Source organism: Candidatus Rhabdochlamydia oedothoracis, assembly GCF_019453995.1.
GTDB classification, from domain to species: Bacteria; Chlamydiota; Chlamydiia; order Chlamydiales; family Rhabdochlamydiaceae; genus Rhabdochlamydia; species Rhabdochlamydia oedothoracis.
The window spans coordinates 1,240,666-1,258,525 of sequence record NZ_CP075587.1 but is presented as its reverse complement, the minus strand read 5'-3'; the positions used below and the strand labels follow the sequence as shown (position 1 = coordinate 1,258,525).

Here is a 17,860-nt window from a genome sequence, read left to right as displayed (position 1 = left end):
TTTTTTATTCTGTGGAAGATAGAAGGATACGGGCTACACTTACTATGTTTAAAGTCATATGTAGACTAATCGATGCGAATAAAGAACCTTGACGTTCATAGATAAACCCCAAAAAAAGAGCAAATACAAACAAAGAAAACAGCAAAGAAACATTACCAATACCTTGGCTAAATGAGAAATGAAAAGCAGAAAAACAAATAGAAGAAAAAACAATTGCCAAGCTTTTTTTTATATATCTTTTTAAATAAGACTGCAAGCATCCTCGAAAAAGCAGCTCTTCAATAATCGGTGCAGCAAGCGTGATCATGATTAAAGCGGGTATGAGTTGAGAAGGGGAATAGATAGATTTTTTAAGGTAACGGACAGCTACTTGTTCATAACTTTCTAAGTGAAAAAAAAGATAAAGGATAAAGTCAAACAATTGACCTATTCCAATAACAATGGGAAAACTGATGAGCCATGCTAATATTCCCATCCATATATCTTGTGCTAAGGATTGGTTGCAGCTTGGTTTTTTCCAAATATGCCTCCAAATAGTTCTATTATGGTTAGATAAAACAGCTCGAATTAAGAAAAAAGTAACCATTATTACAAAAAGTTGTAGCCAACTTAATACAAACACAGGAAAAGGGGTTTCTGTCTCTATTAGTGGGTAGATAAGTTTGGATAAAGTAATTAAAATAGGTAGCCCTAAGAGAGTCATGCACAAATAGATGACAAAAACGCTTAAGAGCTGTGCTAAAGAAAAAGGAACATTTATATAAGATCGATCATGAAAAAATCCACGTGACTTAGCAATGCATAGAGTAAATAATCCAATGGTCCCAAATAATAGGATCGTTGTCAAATAATTGCCGCTTATGGAAGAAGTTACCATCAAGAGCCCTTTTTAATCGTTATGAGCTGCTAGAAGAATGTAATCTTCAAGGCGATTGCAGATGTGTTTGATAAATTGTGAATGTGCAAGGCCCATAGGAGAAATGGTAAACATTTCATGACCCCATTTTTCTTGTTGGAAATTACTTCGTGTAAAGGGCCTAGGGATGAAATGAGATTCATGTACTAGTTCTTGTAAAACTACTTTAGGCTCGTTTTTTCGCAAATCAAAAATGCGCACACGCATAGTCATTAAAAGCTCAGCGGAGCACTTTTTAGAATCAATGGTTTGCTTATCACCTTGTCTTATTACTTCGTTATGCTCCACAAGTTCGAGAAACACTACAAATCCATGATGAGAAAATACCTTTTTAAGCCAGCTCATGTCTTGCTCAAAAGGGTTTTGTTTTAAGACGGGTTGTTGAGCAGTCGCACGAGTTTTATCAAAATTTATTAAAGAAAGATGATTTTTTTGCGCAAGCTGATGGGTAATGCAATAAGTGAATTCATCGGATAGGCTCCAAATGCTATCTTCTTCGGTGCTATCAATGACAGGAGTAATTACAACAACAGGCTTTAGAGCTACTTGTGTTTGTTGTTTATGATCTTCTTGAGGGATTAGGTTCAAATTACAACCCGTAACAAGGGCTAAAGCAAAAAAAAGTGCTCGTGGCATAATAGATATCTCCAAAAAACTTCTTAAAAAACTAACATAGCAAATTTCTTTGCTTTTTAGAAAGCACTACTCCAGATTTTTAACATCTTCTTTTTTCATAATTTTCTTTACTTACAATCGATAAATCTTTTCTAACATATTAAGCTACAAACTATTATATAGCTATTTAAAATTTTATTGATAAAGTTGTATATTTTTCTCCAACAAAATATATGGAGGTAGAGAAATGCCTAAACCTTATTCAATTTAATTTGAATGTAAACGAGTATATGCCTTTTCTTCTTCCCTGAGTAAAAATGTTTTTGTTTGTTTTAGGGCGCTCTATGGGTGTTTCTGTGGCATCTATTAAAATAACATCATATTCCATATCGCTTTTTAATAGCTCTTTACGTCCAGGCAGTGCAAATAGGGGATGTTTTATCAGGGTGTATTCTACCCATTTTATTGTTTTATAAGCTGTACTTTCACTAGTCTTTTCAAGTTTGAAGTGCACAGAAGAATTAAAAAAAGAATAGGCAGGCGATGAAAGAATCTCTATTGTGATTTTTAACAATCAAACACAAGGAGAGACCTTGCCTAAAGGCTACCATCACCTAACCTATGACCAAAGATGTCAGATTTATATTTTAAAAGCTAGAGGAGATACATCTAGCTCAATAGCAAACATTCTAAAAGTTCATCATAGCACTATTAGTAGGGAACTTAAGAGAAATAAAGGGCAACGAGGATACCGTCATCAGCAAGCTCAAGAAAAAGCATTTCTTAGAAAAAATTCTCAGCCCAATAAAAAAATGACTCCTCAAATAGTTACCCGTATTGAAGAAAAAATCAAGTTGCAATGGAGCCCTATACAAATATCCGGATGGCTTAAAAGACATGGTAAAGAACATGTTAGTCATGAGACCATCTATAATCATATCTGGAAAGATAAACGACAGGGAGGACAGCTTTATAGAGAGCTCCGTCATCGAGGGAAAAAATATAACAAGCAGAGAAAGGGAGCTTCTGGAAGAGGGAACATGCCTGGTCGTATAGATATTAAGCAACGGCCTTGTATTGTAGAAAAAAAGACTCGTTTAGGAGACTGGGAACTAGATACAGTCATAGGGGCAGGACATAAAGGCGTAATTGTATCAATGGTAGAAAGAACTTCCAAGCTAACTAAGCTCGCCAAAGTTTCTCATAAAACTGCAGAGGAAGTAAGTCAAGCGTTAATTGAACAACTTAAACCTATCAAAGATTTTGTACACACATTAACAGCAGACAACGGAAAAGAATTTGCCTATCACCAAATGGTTAGTTTCGAGCTAGAGACAGACTTCTACTTTGCAACGCCCTACCATTCTTGGGAAAGAGGCTTAAATGAGCATACAAACGGACTAGTTAGGCAATATTTTCCTAAAACACAAAGCTTTTTAGATACGACTTCCAAGGATATAGAAAGGGTGGAAACTTTACTAAATAACAGACCTAGAAAGGCTCTCAACTTCGAAACTCCACTAGAAGTGTTTACGAGATTATCTACAAACATGCTATGCTCGGGTGCACAATAGATGTTTTTTCAAGTATTTATATGTTCTTTTTTGTGCACTTCAAGGTTGAAAGGGCCACTGATATTATAGCTCTGGCTTATGTGAAAATAGGTTCTATACTAGTGCCGATTCAAACGGCTAGCTTAATGGGATTTAAGTCAACGACTTGAAACTTGTCGTTTATCCTACATTTCAAAATATCTGTTATTTTCGGTATCTCTTCTAAGAAGAATCCTCTAATTGCCTGAAAAAAAGTCACCGACGTTTCGTAATATCGATTGTATACCTTCTTTTCCTTTAAGATCTTCCACAAGCGTTCAATAGGATTCAAATTCGGCGAATAAGGAGGGAGATAGTGCACTTTAATCCTAGAAGACATCAGAAACTCTTCTAGTTTCTTATTTTTGTTTGATCTTGCATTATCCAAAATTACATGAATAATTCGAGCCTCTGTCTGTTTTTCTAGCTTCTTGAAAAAATCGAGCATTGCATCGGCATCAACTGTCTTATATTCCTCTGTAAAAATCTTCATTCCTGTCAGGCAAAGAGCTCCAGCAAAATGCAATCGCAATTGTTTCCCGGATGTCTGCAAAGTCTTTTGAACGCCTTTTTTGATCCATCCACATACGGCTTGGGACTGATGTTCAGGATGCACAGCATCTATGAAATAGATCTCTTCATCAGGGTTTAAGGTCTCCTTTAAAGCCCTATATTGTTCTATGAAAATTCGTTGTTTTTCAGGATCTAATTTCCCAGGAATCTTTTTAGGACGTTTATAAACAAATCCGTGCTGTATGAGCCAATCTGTCATGCCACTTCGGGAATATTTTATCCCATATTGCTCATGCACATAAGCTATGATCCCTTTGACTTTAAGATAGGTCTTTTCATGTAGGTGTTTTAGTAGAGACTCTTTTTGGTCTTGTGAAAGTTTTGATTTGCTACCGCCTCGAGGGCTACTTCCAGTTTTATTTTCGGAATCATATTCTCTGAGGTATTTCTGAACAGTGATAGGGCTTATCCGGAGTGTTTTAGCAAGATTTTTTGTTGAGATACCCTCATCATAGCCCAAAATTACACAAAGCCTATTCCGTTCAGAATAGTCTTTTGGATGCTTTAACTTGTGTTCTAAGTCAGCTCTCTGGCTAGGGATCAGTTTTTTCATACTCAATAGCTTAACACAAAACAAAATATTTTTCTATACGATTGAATCGGAACCACTATATACTCTCTTAGATACTCTTAAGGTCATCAGTAACATGTCTTCTATTTTTAATTTATTGACGCGGCCTCCTCGGGCTTTTTTCTCTTTGTGACTTATCTCCAAAATCAAGCTCATTTGATCAAATGTGCTACGTTTTAATCCGGTTAATCTTCGGAATTTCTCGTTGTCTAAACTTTTTGCTTTTTCAAATTTCATCATGCCCTTACGTATTTTTAAGGGCATCATTTTATACAAGGGCTTTTTTATTTCCTAGTTTTGAAAGAGCTCTAATGGATCTAATAAAACGAGTGCTTCAATACCTAGAAGAAAATAACGACAAAATGAAGGCCAGCCAGCTATTTCAAGTTGGGATTGCAACTGTCTACCGATGGGTAAAGAGTAAGAAACAAAGAAGAAACATAGAACCTCTAAAAAAGAAAAGCACTTATAGGAAAATTGATGATCAGAGATTAATCGCTTATGTATAGAAAAACCCCGATCATTTTGAAGTACACTATAAGAGGATCAAACAACCTTTTCTAATACTCCAATATCTATGAGCATAACATGCACAGCATGAAGATTTAATGTATAATCTTCATTATAAAAGTTATCTGAAACATAACCTACAATGGAGTCTTTATCTTTAGCAAGATGATTTTTCTCCGTAATTTGTTTTAAAAAATCATATAAAGGTATACTGTACTCTTGAGTAGAAAGGGCTGTATGAACACTCTCTAACAAAGAACAAGCGTCCCATAACGCCTTTATTTGCCATTTGGTTAAAGAACTAGGAAAATTATCGGTATACATATCATGTCTAGCAAGGGTAGTGTTTAGACCGAGATCTGTACCATACTTCTTTCTTATATAGTTTAAAGAATGCCAATGTCTACCATTGACTTGTGTAAATTGCAATATGGTTTCTTCTTTATATTTTTGCACCAAGGTGAGCAACTCTGCTTCCGGTGTTCCACTGCCATCTAATTCAGAATATATTCTCGTTGCTACTTCCAACCAAGTAGGTGTACATTTGCTTGCGGCATCTGCTAATGCTCTTAAGTTTTGATCTTTTTTTTCTAATCCTTTACCTGTTTTCCATTGGTAAATGATGTTTTTTAGTAAAAGGGAAAGTTGTATAAAAAGTAGATCGTTCGATGTATTTTGCACCTTGTTGCATAAGTTCTCTAGATCATCCCGTTGGGAATATAGCTGCTGCAGATTTCCTGCATCCCTGTATATGCTCTTATCTATTATGTTTTTATCAAACTCCGTAAGGAAATCTCTCAAATTGCACTGAACATCTTTTGGACAAGAGAGTAAAGGGGGTGCTAGGTGCAATCCATTAAGATTGATCATAGAAGCGATCGCCATCTCTCCAGAAGAAGTCTTTGCTAAAGGCTTTTGTACAACAACACTATGCAGAAACCGATCATCTGATATTAGATTTTTAGAAATATATGGTAACACTAGAGGATGGATTTTGATTGCCTCTAGAGCAAACTCTTCGTTGCTTAACAAAACCTGATTCCTAATATATTTTACAGCCTCCCAAGAACGGTTTAACGCCTTTAAGGCGCTATTCTTCCCCCCCGGTATTACACGAGAAAATAGAAGATCGCGTATAACCTCCCAAGGAGCCTCATCTAAGACCTTGTTAAGAACCTCCACATCCTTACAAAAAACGTCTGTAGAAATGTACTTTACAGCCTCCCAAGAACGGTTTAAAGCTTTTAAAGCACACTCTTTATCTGTTATTATCCCATGAGGAAGAAGATGCTTTACCCTTTCCCAAGGAGCCTCATCTAAGATCTTGTTAAGAACCTCCACATCCTTACAAAAAACGTCTGTAGAAATGTACTTTACAGCCTCCCAAGAACGGTTTAAAGCTTTTAAAGCACACTCTTTATCTGTTATTATCCCATGAGGAAGAAGATGCTTTACCCTTTCCCAAGGAGCGCTATCTAAAACCTTGGTAAGAATCTCTTGATCCTTTTGTAAGTCAGGATGAGCATATTTTATAGCCTCCCAAGAAACCTCTAAAGCCTTTAAAATACGCTTTTTATCTGTTATTATCTCAGGGGAAATGCATCGTAAAGCTTTTAACATGAGATTTTTATCTGTTATTATCTCATGAGGAAGAAGATGCTTTACCCTTTCCCAAGGAGCGCTATCTAAAACCTTGGTAAGAACCTCTTGATCCTTTTGTAAGTCAGGATGAGCATATTTTATAGCCTCCCAAGAAACCTCTAAAGCCTTTAAAATACGCTTTTTATCTGTTATTATCTCAGGGGAAATGCATCGTAAAGCCTTTAACATGAGCTTTTTATCTGTTATTATCTTATGAGGAAGAAGATGCTTTACCTTTTCCCAAGGAGCGCTATCTAAAACCTTGGTAAGAACCTCTTGATCCTTTTGTAAGTCAGGATGAGCATATTTTATAGCCTCCCAAGAACGATTATTTACCATTTTTAATATTACTTCTTTATCTTTTTGCAAATTGGGCAGGCGTTGCAAAAGACCGGGAATGGCTACTAGCAAAGAATTTGGCTTTCTAGTCCCTAGGTAAATGAAAACGCTTCCTAAAACAGGAATCGATTCCAACAAAAAAATACTTAAAGATTTATTAGAAATATGAGACAGATAACGATTCGCATTAATAGTTTCTTTGTTAAAAGCAGGTAGGATCATATATTTTTCTAAAATACCGCATAGAGCTACAGTCGTCCCTAATACAGGAACATAATGAGCATTTAAATCTATATAGATTAAACAATTGCTAAATATATTACTTTTCATATAACAAACCTACTTTGGCTTAAATTTACTATTTTAAAAAAATTTGCTGACTTAAGAAATTCATCCAATGCTATTAAATTGAAAGCGAAGTCCAAATCATTTACGTTTGTTTCGATTAAAATAACATTTTAATGTTAATTTTAATTAAATATTGAATGATATTAAAAACAAGTCTTTTCAAGTTTGAAGTGCACAGAAGAATTAAAAAAAGAATAGGCAGGCGATGAAAGAATCTCTATTGTGATTTTTAACAATCAAACACAAGGAGAGACCTTGCCTAAAGGCTACCATCACCTAACCTATGACCAAAGATGTCAGATTTATATTTTAAAAGCTAGAGGAGATACATCTAGCTCAATAGCAAACATTCTAAAAGTTCATCATAGCACTATTAGTAGGGAACTTAAGAGAAATAAAGGGCAACGAGGATACCGTCATCAGCAAGCTCAAGAAAAAGCATTTCTTAGAAAAAATTCTCAGCCCAATAAAAAAATGACTCCTCAAATAGTTACCCGTATTGAAGAAAAAATCAAGTTGCAATGGAGCCCTATACAAATATCCGGATGGCTTAAAAGACATGGTAAAGAACATGTTAGTCATGAGACCATCTATAATCATATCTGGAAAGATAAACGACAGGGAGGACAGCTTTATAGAGAGCTCCGTCATCGAGGGAAAAAATATAACAAGCAGAGAAAGGGAGCTTCTGGAAGAGGGAACATGCCTGGTCGTATAGATATTAAGCAACGGCCTTGTATTGTAGAAAAAAAGACTCGTTTAGGAGACTGGGAACTAGATACAGTCATAGGGGCAGGACATAAAGGCGTAATTGTATCAATGGTAGAAAGAACTTCCAAGCTAACTAAGCTCGCCAAAGTTTCTCATAAAACTGCAGAGGAAGTAAGTCAAGCGTTAATTGAACAACTTAAACCTATCAAAGATTTTGTACACACATTAACAGCAGACAACGGAAAAGAATTTGCCTATCACCAAATGGTTAGTTTCGAGCTAGAGACAGACTTCTACTTTGCAACGCCCTACCATTCTTGGGAAAGAGGCTTAAATGAGCATACAAACGGACTAGTTAGGCAATATTTTCCTAAAACACAAAGCTTTTTAGATACGACTTCCAAGGATATAGAAAGGGTGGAAACTTTACTAAATAACAGACCTAGAAAGGCTCTCAACTTCGAAACTCCACTAGAAGTGTTTACGAGATTATCTACAAACATGCTATGCTCGGGTGCACAATAGATGTTTTTTCAAGTATTTATATGTTCTTTTTTGTGCACTTCAAGGTTGAAAGGGCCACAGTAAAAACAAAAAGGATTGGATTCTTAATTATTGCTTTATCCATATTTTCGAGAATATCAGTGTTATTCCCAACTTTATAGACGGGTCTATGAACCTATCTTGAATTGAATATAAATTTTCGCTATGATACCAGATCTTTTTATTTTTTAACTAAAGACAGATGACATGAGCAAGCAAGGATTAAATGAAGAACAGTTTAAAATACTCGAACCTCAAATGGAAAAATGGGTAAATCGTAACCATTATGGAAGAAAATTAGCGCCATGGAGACCTGTAGTGAATACTATTTTCTGGGTGCTTCGGACAGGAGCTCCTTGGAAAGATGCACCTAGAAACAAGGAGTTTTCTCATCCCTCAACAGCACACGCATGGCTTGGAAGAATGCAATCTGCTGGATTTTTAGATCAATTTTTAGAAGAGCTGCTTAAGCTTGCCGAACAGCTGGGGTGTATTGATGCCCAGAGACTCTCTGTAGATGGTTTTTTTTTCCAGCGGACGCGGAGGAGGAGAGCAAGTTGATTATGGCTACAAAGGTAAAGGCGTGACATCGCATTTACTGGTAGAAAAATCAGGAAAGCCTCTTGCAATCACTTTTACATCAGCATCCGGGGATGAGAAAAAACAAGTGATCCCTCTGCTTAGGAAAGTCATTCCCTTCATTAAAAAAGCATGGAATCAGGGAAAAGTACCCATACTTGAAGCAGATAAAGGTTATGACTCAGAGCAAACACGTATCGATGTTCTTTCCCATGAGGTTTTTCCTCTGATAGCTCGGAAAAGAAACACTAAGGGATATAAGATAAAAGGCATTTGCTACCTTGAAAAGCAACGTTGGGTCGTTGAGAGAACGATTTCTTGGTTAAAGACATGCTTCCGTCGTCTTACATTGCGCTGGGAAAGAAAGGCAATATATTGGAACGGACTATTAATGTTTGGACTACTGGGATATTGGATGAATTTCTTAAGTCGGCAAGTATCTTTAAAACAGTAAATTTAATTCAAGATAGGTTCATCGGGCAAGATCTATTTTTTTAAATGAGATAAAACAAATTCAGTATCATCCTTTACCTTAAGATCAAAGATATAAAATTTTGGATTCTTACTTAAAGATCCAAATATACTAGTGCCGATTCAAACGGCTAGCTTAATGGGATTTAAGTCAACGACTTGAAACTTGTCGTTTATCCTACATTTCAAAATATCTGTTATTTTCGGTATCTCTTCTAAGAAGAATCCTCTAATTGCCTGAAAAAAAGTCACCGACGTTTCGTAATATCGATTGTATACCTTCTTTTCCTTTAAGATCTTCCACAAGCGTTCAATAGGATTCAAATTCGGCGAATAAGGAGGGAGATAGTGCACTTTAATCCTAGAAGACATCAGAAACTCTTCTAGTTTCTTATTTTTGTTTGATCTTGCATTATCCAAAATTACATGAATAATTCGAGCCTCTGTCTGTTTTTCTAGCTTCTTGAAAAAATCGAGCATTGCATCGGCATCAACTGTCTTATATTCCTCTGTAACAATCTTCATTCCTGTCAGGCAAAGAGCTCCAGCAAAATGCAATCGCAATTGTTTCCCGGATGTCTGCAAAGTCTTTTGAACGCCTTTTTTGATCCATCCACATACGGCTTGGGACTGATGTTCAGGATGCACAGCATCTATGAAATAGATCTCTTCATCAGGGTTTAAGGTCTCCTTTAAAACCATATATTGTTCTATGAAAATTCGTTGTTTTTCAGGATCTAATTTCCCAGGAATCTTTTTAGGACGTTTATAAACAAATCCGTGCTGTATGAGCCAATCTGTCATGCCACTTCGGGAATATTTTATCCCATATTGCTCATGCACATAAGCTATGATCCCTTTGACTTTAAGATAGGTCTTTTCCTGTAGGTGTTTTAGTAGAGACTCTGTTTGGTCTTGTGAAAGTTTTGATTTGCTACCGCCTCGAGGGCTATTTCCAGTTTTATTTTCGGAATCATATTCTCTGAGGTATTCCTGAACAGTGATAGGGCTTATCCGAAGTGCTTTAGCAAGATTTTTTGTTGAGATACCCTCATCATAGCCCAAAATTACACAAAGCCTATTCCGTTCAGAATAGTCTTTTGGATGCTTTAACTTGTGTTCTAAGTCAGCTATCTGGCTAGGGGTCAGTTTTTTCATACTCAATAGCTTAACACAAAACAAAATATTTTTCTATCCGATTGAATCGGAACCACTATATACTCGTTTACATTCAAATTAAGAGTTTGAATGCATAAACATTTTTATATAAAAGATAACATCTTCTTGCAAGATAGAGCAATTTTTTCAAAAAAACCTAGTTATACAATTCTTAATTTGAAATCAAACTAGTATATAGTAGTGCCAATTCAAACGGCTAGCTTAACGGGGTTCAAGTCAACGACTTGAAACTTGTCGTTAATCCTATATTTTTCTATGTGATTGAATCGGAACCACTATATATAGTGAATTAAATTTATTTTTTCTTAAGTAATTTGTATAATTCAAAATATGACATACTCAAGAGATTTAAGAATAAAAGCTTTAAAATATTTAAAAAGATGTGGTTCTCCTTTAGCGGTGGCTCAGGCTTTTGGAGTTTCTCCTCGTTCTCTTCTAAATTGGAAAAAGTTAGAAAAGCAAGGCAATTTAGCTCCCAAGTTGAAGCAAAGATCACTAAGTAAACTCAATAATGAAAAGTTAAAACATTATATTCAAGAACATGCTGATGCTTATCTTAGAGAAATAGCAGAGGCATTTGGAACAACAATTTATGCATGTAAAAGATTGAAAATAACCTTAAAAAAAAGACATTTTTCTATAAAGAAAGAGATGAAAAGAAACGAGAAGAGTTTAAACAAAAGCTAGAAAATATTCCTGAAGAGAATCGAGTTTACATCGATGAAAGTGGAATTAATGAATACCTCCAATGCGAGAAAGGAAGAGGTATTCGTGGAGAAAAAATATATGGGGCTGTCTCTGGTAATCGTTTTTTCAGAGAAAGTTTTATAAAGGCGTTCAAAAGACTTTGCAGACATCCGGGAAACAATTGCGATTGCATTTTGCTGGAGCTCTTTGCCTGACAGGAATGAAGATTGTTACAGAGGAATATAAGACAGTTGAGGCCGATGCAATGCTCGATTTTTTCAAGAAGCTAGAAAAACAGACAGAGGCTCGAATTATTCATGTAATTTTGGATAATGCGAGATCAAACAAAAATAAGAAACTAGAAGAGTTTCTGATGTCTTCTAGGATTAAAGTGCACTATCTCCCTCCTTATTCGCCGAATTTGAATCCTATTGAACGCTTGTGGAAGATCTTAAGGGAAAAGACGGTATACAATCGATATTACGAAACGTCGGTGACTTTTTTTCAGGCAATTAGAGGATTCTTCTTAGAAGAGATACCGAAAATAACAGATGTTTTGAAATGTAGGATTAACGACAAGTTTCAAGTCGTTGACTTAAATACCATTAAGCTAGCCGTTTGAATCGGCACTAGTATATATTTAAATCGATAAAATTAATTATTTAATTAAATCCTTAGTTAATATTAATAAATAGATTGTTTTTAACCATTTAACAATTATCGTTTAATAAAACTTAATATTTATTTGATAAAATAGAAGTGGAATTAATTATGGAATATAAAGCTATGGCTATCCCAAAGGATTTTTTTATACAAAATCCAGCTCTTTTATTAAAAAAAGACGAAATGCAAGTCTTTGATGCTTTAGGCGATCTAAAACTTTTTGCAAATGCATTGTCTTCTAAAGAAGAAATACCTCCAAGCAAAATAGAAAAAGTTGCTCAAATTGTAGGTTATACAACATTTACTGGATATTTATGCACCTCTTTAGCTAAAGAAATTACAAGTTCTGCTTCTTTATCACTTTTATCACTTGCTAACAGTGTTCTAAATGATATAAATACACTGATATTTGGAGCTTTATATGGTTTAGCCGCTGTACAAAATGGTTATCAATTAGCTCAAGATCAAAATCTTAACGAGCTTCTTAAACAAGAAGACGCTCTAGCTTTACAAGGACTTATTCAAAATGTACCCATTTCTAGTCATTTAAACCAGTTAAAAACATCTTGGAGCGCATTAGCTAATCAAGAGTCTAAAAAACAACACTTTAAACAGAAAATAGAAAAGCTTGCACTAGAAGGTCTGAAAAATACACAAATACAGCCCTCTGATCTAGATGAGCTTTTACAAATTTTGCAAGCACAAGATAGCTCAAATGAAGTTCATCAATTATTAGGTTTAACCGATAAAGCCGATAAAGACTATTGGAAATTTACTCCTTTAGAAGCGCTAGGTCTTTTGATGGATCGACATAAAGTGAAGGCACGTCGATGGGTACAGCTTAAAGAGGCATCGAGTCTTCCTGTTGCCCAAGCAGTTGATAAAGCTTATAGAAGAGGATTATTAGAAAGAGTCAATAGTGCGGATGAGCTAGTACAAAAAAGCGCTAAAACAGAGATGAAAAAATTAATGGGGCGCGTGCGTGTAGAAAGCACCAAAACCAAAAAAATTCACACAGCTCTTTTCACCATTAATTTATTGGGTGCTATTCTATCGGTAGTTGGGGTGCTAACTCTGCCGTTTGGTGTTGGTATTGCGATTTATGCCTTATCTTTTCTAATTACAACCGCATCCATAGGATCAAAAGTCTATCTTGCTAAAAAAAACCTATCAGATACTCCTTGTGGCAAATGTGATAAAGCTATTGTTATTATCATTGCCATATTATTTGGAATATCTTTAATTGCGCTTACGGGAATAACCCTAGGCTTTGGCTTATCCTTTATTCAATTAGGTGTTTCTTTAGGTGTAGGAGCCCTGGGTATGGGATTTCTGGGATATTACTATCACTTACTCACTCAAAAAGACGCTCTTTGGAAACAGGCTCACCCTTCTCTAGAGGTATTTCAGACATTTCTTTCCCAAAAGGAACAATGGGATCAAGAAGTGCATGATTTATTTAAAAAGATGCCTAAAGATGTACGCATAGAACTTCGTCAGCAATATAAACAGAAAAATCTTCCTAGTAAGTTATCACTAAAAAATAAGATTTCAGCTCTTAAAAAAACCTCAAAGTATTTTTGGAATCAATGGTTGATTTCAGGTTTAGAGAAAGACCGTGCATTAGCTTTAGAGATTCAAAGCGTGTATGAAGAAGCCAAAAACATACCCTATTTAATAAAAAAACTTGAAAAAGGTTCAGAGCAACAGAAAGAGTCTTTGGAGTCTTCTTTAGAAACTCATTTAAACCAGGTTTTAGCAAATCCACAGGTAAAAGAACAATGGGACCAAGACCTTAAGTATGTCTTTTATAGAAAATGCAACTTAAATAATTTGCGCAAAGACTTAAAACTTATAAGTGAAGTAAGTGCTCTAGCTGCTCAAAAAATCTTAACAAAACCTTTATCTTCTACGAAGATAACGGTTAATCTTTAATATTAATTTATTATTAATGTTTTCTATGCAATAGATTTTTATTTGATTTTATGTTATAATTTAGTTCTAAAAGGTAATTATATGAGTATAACATTAGAAACGCTTAAACAGTATGTTTTACCAGCTGAATCTTATAAGACCCGTAATAACTTTAGCGATTTAGCTTTAAACACTTTGGGTGTGCTCGGCAATTTAGCAATGCAGGTTAAAAGAATATTGCCTAAAGAGGATTCTTCTATTTTAGGCTTTGTAAAATGCTTAAGCTTCATTTCAGCGGGAAATAACTTCTATTCTGCAGGTGTAAATATCGAACAATCCGCCGATATTAAAGATATGGCCGGACAAAGGGCAAATCAAGTAAAGCAAGTTCGTAGCGGCATGCAATTTTTATCTGGTGCTTTCTATTTTTCGAGCTTAGGTTTAAGTTTATCTAGCAGTATTGCTTCTTTCAAAACAGTTATTACCGCATCAAAAATTCTTAGCAAAACCACCACTATACTTAGTAATTCAGCTGTGTTTCTTATGTTGTTGCTTATATCGATGAAACTGCATGAACAGCGTGGTTTTCAACTAGAATTAGATAAAAAATTAAGCGAGCTACAACATGTATCCCCTCAGGAAAAAGAAGAAGCCATTGCAGCATTTCTACAAGAACAAATAAGTGTATCAGAGCCATTGCAAAAACAGTTAAAGACAAAGCTTCGAGAAAGGTATGCCAAGAAATCGATCGAGGATATTACCAATTCTAAAAAGTCTTATTACAAAAATATAGATGCATATGTAGCACATCGTTTTCTTAGAGAGATTTCTAAAAAAGAAGCAGTTAAAGCAGCCCGTATGAAGCGTGTAACTAATAGAAATTGCCTAGAGCGTCTAGAACCTCTTAAAAAGAAAATAACAGACCCTAATATAACGATAGACACTGCTATACTAGCAGAAATACAAGCAGTCGCTTATAAAAATATGATGTTTAATTATTTAGCGATAGGGTTTGCAAGTATTGGACTTTTAGGACTTGCTATTTCTTTTATACCGGGAACTGCATTTGTTACTTTATCTACTATTTTAGGCTTAGCTTCCACGGTAGCTTTTTCTGCTCTTGGAGTATATGATTTAGTCCAGTCATTGCAAAATAATAAAGAAGGGCTCTACGATCGCCTAGTTCTCATTGCTACAGGCTGCATAGGAATTATCACTTCAACTGCTTTATATGCCTTAACAGAAAACATCTTGGTCAAGTGTGCGGCTATTCTTTTAGCTGTTGTTTGGCTGTCACTTCTTTATTATGTTTCTTCACGTTTGGAAAATCAGCCAAAAAGTGCTTAAAAGGACGAGACTTGCTTTTCTATGACTAGTCATGTAAAAAAGTGATTATGTTACAACAAGTTCTACAAGATTTTCTTTGTTATCTCTCTTCTGAGAAGGGCCTTTCTCAGCACACTCTTCAAGCCTACGCTCGTGATTTAAAGGGGTTCTTTCAGGTTTTAAAACAGAGCAATTTACAGGAAATTACAGAAGAAGATGTATTAGCATTTGCACATAAACTACAATTGAAAGGATATGCTAGTAGCTCTATTTGCAGAATGCTGGTTAGCGTAAAGATTTTTTTACGGTTTTTATATAGAGAAGAGCTGATTAAAAACGAGACTGGATTATCGATCGATGCGCCTAAAATATGGCAATTAGTTCCCGAGATTTTAACTTTTACAGAGGTAGAAAAACTCTTATTAGCTCCAGATCTTAACACAGAAATAGGTGCAAGAGATCGAGCGATCTTGCAAGTTATATACGCCTCGGGCTTACGTGTCTCAGAAATCTGTGGATTAAATATACAAGATTTCTCCGATCATACGATTCGTGTAATAGGAAAGGGGAAAAAGGAAAGAATTGTTCCTGTTGCTAAGTTAGCTGTAGAAGCGGTTGATCATTATTTACTCCATTACCGCCCATCTAATGCAAAAATTGAGGCATTGTTTATCAATACAAGACAAAAAAGAATCGATCGGTTCTCTATTTGGAAACAACTAAAAGCCTATGCAAAACAAATAGGGATTGCCAAGTCTATTTCACCCCATACGCTGCGGCATTCTTTTGCTACTCATCTATTAGAAAATGGGGCTGATTTACGTGTTATCCAAGAGTTGTTAGGGCATAGTAGCATTGCAACAACAGATCGCTACACACACTTAAGCAATAAGCATATCATAGAAGCCTTTCAAAATTATCATCCAAGGCCTTGAGTTTAAAATTAGACGTCTCTTTAAGACGGAAAAACTGATCTTGTCATCTTTTTTTAGACAGCAAGAACACGAATACTTTGCTGATTCATCCATCTTGTTTCAAAATTTTTGTCTTTGAACAGGGGAGCATCCAAGAATGTGGTTCTCATGGTGAGCTTTTGAATAAAGAGGGCCTGTATGCTCATTTGTAGAGAATATGTTCAACTTAGAAAAGTAGCCTACTCAATAGGGGAGAGCGACAATAGATTAAAATTTAAAAGTGGTCAAATCCAGCTCTTTAACCATTTATCATATTCTGAAGGTTTTAGTCGAAATCGGGCAATGTTTCCTTTATGCAGGCTCATTAGTTCGGTTTCAATAACCTCAATAAACCGTGCTCGATCTTCTAATATAACAACTTCAATGGCTTTTTGTTTGATTGCGGCTACTGCTGCTTGCTTGCTTAAGCATTTATGAATAATTTCTCCTATCATTGTAATAATAAGATTACGGTAGCGCAGGCGAAAGAGATCTGGTTCTCCTAGTTCTTGGCGTGTTGCTGAATAAAGAGAGCTAGATCGTTCATAGGCCCACACAAATACTTCGCGTAATAATTCCAGCCGATTTAATTCATATATACCGAGAAGACCGCTGATGTAGGCTTGCTCAGGAACGTCTACAAAGGACAAAGGACATAGATTTGAACGAATTAAGGGAATATTGGCAGCAAGTCTTGATACTCGTTTATTAACATCTAGGAATGGTTGTAGATAAGGCAACTGAAGCATTATAAAGAAGGATTGCTCAAAGGGATCTATAATAGCATCAGCTGTATCTAAAATCTGTTGGAAATATTCGCTCACTAGTTGCGGAATTGCTAGGGGTTGATATACCGATTTAGTTATGCCTATTGGTACTGAACGTAAACGACCACAGGCTCTTTGATCACGTAATAAATTATCCGACAAAAGAGCGTGTAGATTACAAATGGTAAAGCTGTTAAATTTCATGAACTCAGCTGATTCGACCATAAATTCAATAGCGGACTTGTGATTTAAGATCATTTGAGCTTCCATACTATTTTTCCCTTCTGGAGCCTTTCCAAGTTCTAGCAAACGCTCTGTTTCAAGTAACGAATACGTATTTCCTTCTAACCGACTCGAATTCCATGACAAGTCAATCAATAAACGGTTTAAAATGTGTCTAGCATAGGTTCCTGCTGGACGCTGGCTATCTTGAGATTTTCCCATTTCAAATAGGTGATCTCGTATGTTTTTAGAGAGATAGTATGTTTCATTAGGGCGATATGTATTAAGAAATTCTCGTTTATATCCAATAGGGCGACGCGCTTGAATAGGTTGGCGGACATTTAGTTGAATAGACAAGGCTGTTGGTGATAGTGGAATCAATGGCTTAAGAAGAGGAGAATCTTGTAATAGTAAAGCTCCTGGAAAGAAAATAGGTAAAAATTTTTTTTCATTTTCTTTTAAAGAATATCGTCTGGATCTAGCCTTACCTAATGCATTTAAATGCCCTTGTTTTGTTAAGACAGCTAAATAACGCTGTAAGGATCTTTTAGGCACAGGGAAATCTAAAGCTTGTAAAATATCTTTTAAGAAAGCTTGTTTGGGAAAATGTTTTACTGTTTCTAGAATAGCATCAAAAATTTTACTGTAATTTTGTTTCTTCACGAGGGTCTCTTGTGGCGCGATTTATTGTAATTGCACTATTATAAGCTGATTTTGATTAATTGCGCCATTTGAAAATC

At 35.5% G+C, this 17,860-nt stretch carries 15 protein-coding genes and 3 pseudogenes; 10 read left to right on the top strand and 8 right to left on the bottom strand.

The annotated features are described in order from the left end of the window. Positions 1-4: 4 nt before the first annotated feature. The 3 genes and pseudogenes from RHABOEDO_RS06970 to RHABOEDO_RS06960 all read right to left on the bottom strand — a co-directional run. Positions 5-847, bottom strand: coding sequence for a CPBP family intramembrane glutamic endopeptidase (locus RHABOEDO_RS06970; RefSeq protein ID WP_215216532.1), 843 nt, complete (start codon positions 845-847; stop codon positions 5-7). 42 nt (positions 848-889) lie between these two features. After that, entirely contained in the window at positions 890-1,552 is a 663-nt protein-coding gene (locus tag RHABOEDO_RS06965) for a CT253 family lipoprotein (protein ID WP_215216531.1), read from the bottom strand. A gap of 263 nt (positions 1,553-1,815) precedes the next feature. Then, positions 1,816-2,021, bottom strand: a pseudogene (locus RHABOEDO_RS06960) (IS5/IS1182 family transposase); the annotation flags it as partial. A gap of 70 nt (positions 2,022-2,091) precedes the next feature. Here RHABOEDO_RS06960 and RHABOEDO_RS06955 point away from each other — a divergent pair. Then, the gene (locus RHABOEDO_RS06955; protein WP_215216525.1) at positions 2,092-3,105 is read left to right on the top strand and encodes an IS30 family transposase; all 1,014 of its coding nucleotides are present in this window, start codon (positions 2,092-2,094) and stop codon (positions 3,103-3,105) included. Positions 3,106-3,214: 109 nt separating this feature from the next. On the opposite strand, the gene RHABOEDO_RS06950 is transcribed toward RHABOEDO_RS06955, so the two are convergent. Further along, positions 3,215-4,249, bottom strand: coding sequence for an IS630 family transposase (locus RHABOEDO_RS06950; RefSeq protein ID WP_220017482.1), 1,035 nt, complete (start codon positions 4,247-4,249; stop codon positions 3,215-3,217). Positions 4,250-4,308: 59 nt separating this feature from the next. Then, positions 4,309-4,504, bottom strand: a pseudogene (locus RHABOEDO_RS06945) (IS5/IS1182 family transposase); the annotation flags it as partial. Between the two features lie 74 nt (positions 4,505-4,578). Here RHABOEDO_RS06945 and RHABOEDO_RS06940 point away from each other — a divergent pair. After that, positions 4,579-4,776, top strand: coding sequence for an IS630 transposase-related protein (locus RHABOEDO_RS06940; RefSeq protein ID WP_215217716.1), 198 nt, complete (start codon positions 4,579-4,581; stop codon positions 4,774-4,776). 37 nt (positions 4,777-4,813) lie between these two features. On the opposite strand, the gene RHABOEDO_RS06935 is transcribed toward RHABOEDO_RS06940, so the two are convergent. Further along, positions 4,814-7,087 (bottom strand): DUF4116 domain-containing protein, encoded by a 2,274-nt coding sequence (locus tag RHABOEDO_RS06935; protein WP_220017480.1) that lies wholly within the window; start codon positions 7,085-7,087, stop codon positions 4,814-4,816. Positions 7,088-7,327: 240 nt separating this feature from the next. Between RHABOEDO_RS06935 and RHABOEDO_RS06930 the strand changes: the two genes are divergently transcribed. The 3 genes from RHABOEDO_RS06930 (at position 7,328) to RHABOEDO_RS06920 (ending at position 9,392) form a co-directional block, all read left to right on the top strand. Further along, positions 7,328-8,341 carry an IS30 family transposase gene (locus RHABOEDO_RS06930; RefSeq protein ID WP_215216525.1) on the top strand — a complete coding sequence of 338 codons (1,014 nt, stop codon included), beginning with the start codon at positions 7,328-7,330 and terminating at the stop codon, positions 8,339-8,341. Positions 8,342-8,566: 225 nt separating this feature from the next. Continuing rightward, positions 8,567-8,920: a transposase gene (locus tag RHABOEDO_RS06925; protein WP_215217041.1), complete on the top strand. Its 354-nt coding sequence runs from the start codon at positions 8,567-8,569 to the stop codon at positions 8,918-8,920. Then, complete coding sequence (locus RHABOEDO_RS06920) at positions 8,877-9,392, top strand: transposase (RefSeq protein WP_220017479.1); 516 nt, start codon at positions 8,877-8,879, stop codon at positions 9,390-9,392. Before RHABOEDO_RS06925 ends, RHABOEDO_RS06920 begins: the two co-directional genes overlap by 44 nt. Before the next feature lie 140 nt (positions 9,393-9,532). Here RHABOEDO_RS06920 and RHABOEDO_RS06915 read toward each other — a convergent pair whose 3' ends face one another. Beyond that, positions 9,533-10,567 (bottom strand): IS630 family transposase, encoded by a 1,035-nt coding sequence (locus RHABOEDO_RS06915; RefSeq protein WP_220017478.1) that lies wholly within the window; start codon positions 10,565-10,567, stop codon positions 9,533-9,535. 351 nt (positions 10,568-10,918) lie between these two features. On the opposite strand from RHABOEDO_RS06915, the gene RHABOEDO_RS06910 reads away from it, so the two are divergent. The 5 genes and pseudogenes from RHABOEDO_RS06910 (at position 10,919) to xerD (ending at position 16,113) form a co-directional block, all read left to right on the top strand. Continuing rightward, on the top strand, positions 10,919-11,275 hold the full coding sequence (locus RHABOEDO_RS06910; RefSeq protein WP_215217796.1) for an IS630 transposase-related protein: 357 nt from the start codon (positions 10,919-10,921) through the stop codon (positions 11,273-11,275). Positions 11,276-11,429: 154 nt separating this feature from the next. Beyond that, positions 11,430-11,897, top strand: a pseudogene (locus RHABOEDO_RS06905) (IS630 family transposase); the annotation flags it as partial. A gap of 149 nt (positions 11,898-12,046) precedes the next feature. After that, positions 12,047-13,873, top strand: coding sequence for a YrzE family protein (locus tag RHABOEDO_RS06900; protein WP_215217023.1), 1,827 nt, complete (start codon positions 12,047-12,049; stop codon positions 13,871-13,873). An 81-nt stretch (positions 13,874-13,954) separates the two neighbouring features. Then, the gene (locus RHABOEDO_RS06895; RefSeq protein ID WP_215217024.1) at positions 13,955-15,199 is read left to right on the top strand and encodes a hypothetical protein; all 1,245 of its coding nucleotides are present in this window, start codon (positions 13,955-13,957) and stop codon (positions 15,197-15,199) included. Positions 15,200-15,246: 47 nt separating this feature from the next. Continuing rightward, positions 15,247-16,113 (top strand): site-specific tyrosine recombinase XerD, encoded by an 867-nt coding sequence (xerD, locus tag RHABOEDO_RS06890; protein WP_215217025.1) that lies wholly within the window; start codon positions 15,247-15,249, stop codon positions 16,111-16,113. Between the two features lie 263 nt (positions 16,114-16,376). Here the strand turns inward: xerD and RHABOEDO_RS06885 are convergent, their stop codons facing one another. Then, positions 16,377-17,783 (bottom strand): Fic family protein, encoded by a 1,407-nt coding sequence (locus RHABOEDO_RS06885; RefSeq protein WP_215217026.1) that lies wholly within the window; start codon positions 17,781-17,783, stop codon positions 16,377-16,379. Between the last annotated feature and the right edge of the window lie 77 nt (positions 17,784-17,860).

Coding starts and splice junctions, on each gene's coding strand:
- RHABOEDO_RS06940 (WP_215217716.1), top strand. CDS start 4,579: ATGGATCTAATAAAACGAGTGCTTCAATACCTAGAAGAAAATAACGAC.
- RHABOEDO_RS06920 (WP_220017479.1), top strand. CDS start 8,877: ATGGTTTTTTTTTCCAGCGGACGCGGAGGAGGAGAGCAAGTTGATTAT.
- RHABOEDO_RS06915 (WP_220017478.1), bottom strand. CDS start 10,567: ATGAAAAAACTGACCCCTAGCCAGATAGCTGACTTAGAACACAAGTTA.
- RHABOEDO_RS06910 (WP_215217796.1), top strand. CDS start 10,919: ATGACATACTCAAGAGATTTAAGAATAAAAGCTTTAAAATATTTAAAA.
- RHABOEDO_RS06935 (WP_220017480.1), bottom strand. CDS start 7,087: ATGAAAAGTAATATATTTAGCAATTGTTTAATCTATATAGATTTAAAT.
- RHABOEDO_RS06895 (WP_215217024.1), top strand. CDS start 13,955: ATGAGTATAACATTAGAAACGCTTAAACAGTATGTTTTACCAGCTGAA.
- RHABOEDO_RS06965 (WP_215216531.1), bottom strand. CDS start 1,552: ATGCCACGAGCACTTTTTTTTGCTTTAGCCCTTGTTACGGGTTGTAAT.
- RHABOEDO_RS06950 (WP_220017482.1), bottom strand. CDS start 4,249: ATGAAAAAACTGATCCCTAGCCAGAGAGCTGACTTAGAACACAAGTTA.
- RHABOEDO_RS06925 (WP_215217041.1), top strand. CDS start 8,567: ATGAGCAAGCAAGGATTAAATGAAGAACAGTTTAAAATACTCGAACCT.
- xerD (WP_215217025.1), top strand. CDS start 15,247: ATGTTACAACAAGTTCTACAAGATTTTCTTTGTTATCTCTCTTCTGAG.
- RHABOEDO_RS06900 (WP_215217023.1), top strand. CDS start 12,047: ATGGAATATAAAGCTATGGCTATCCCAAAGGATTTTTTTATACAAAAT.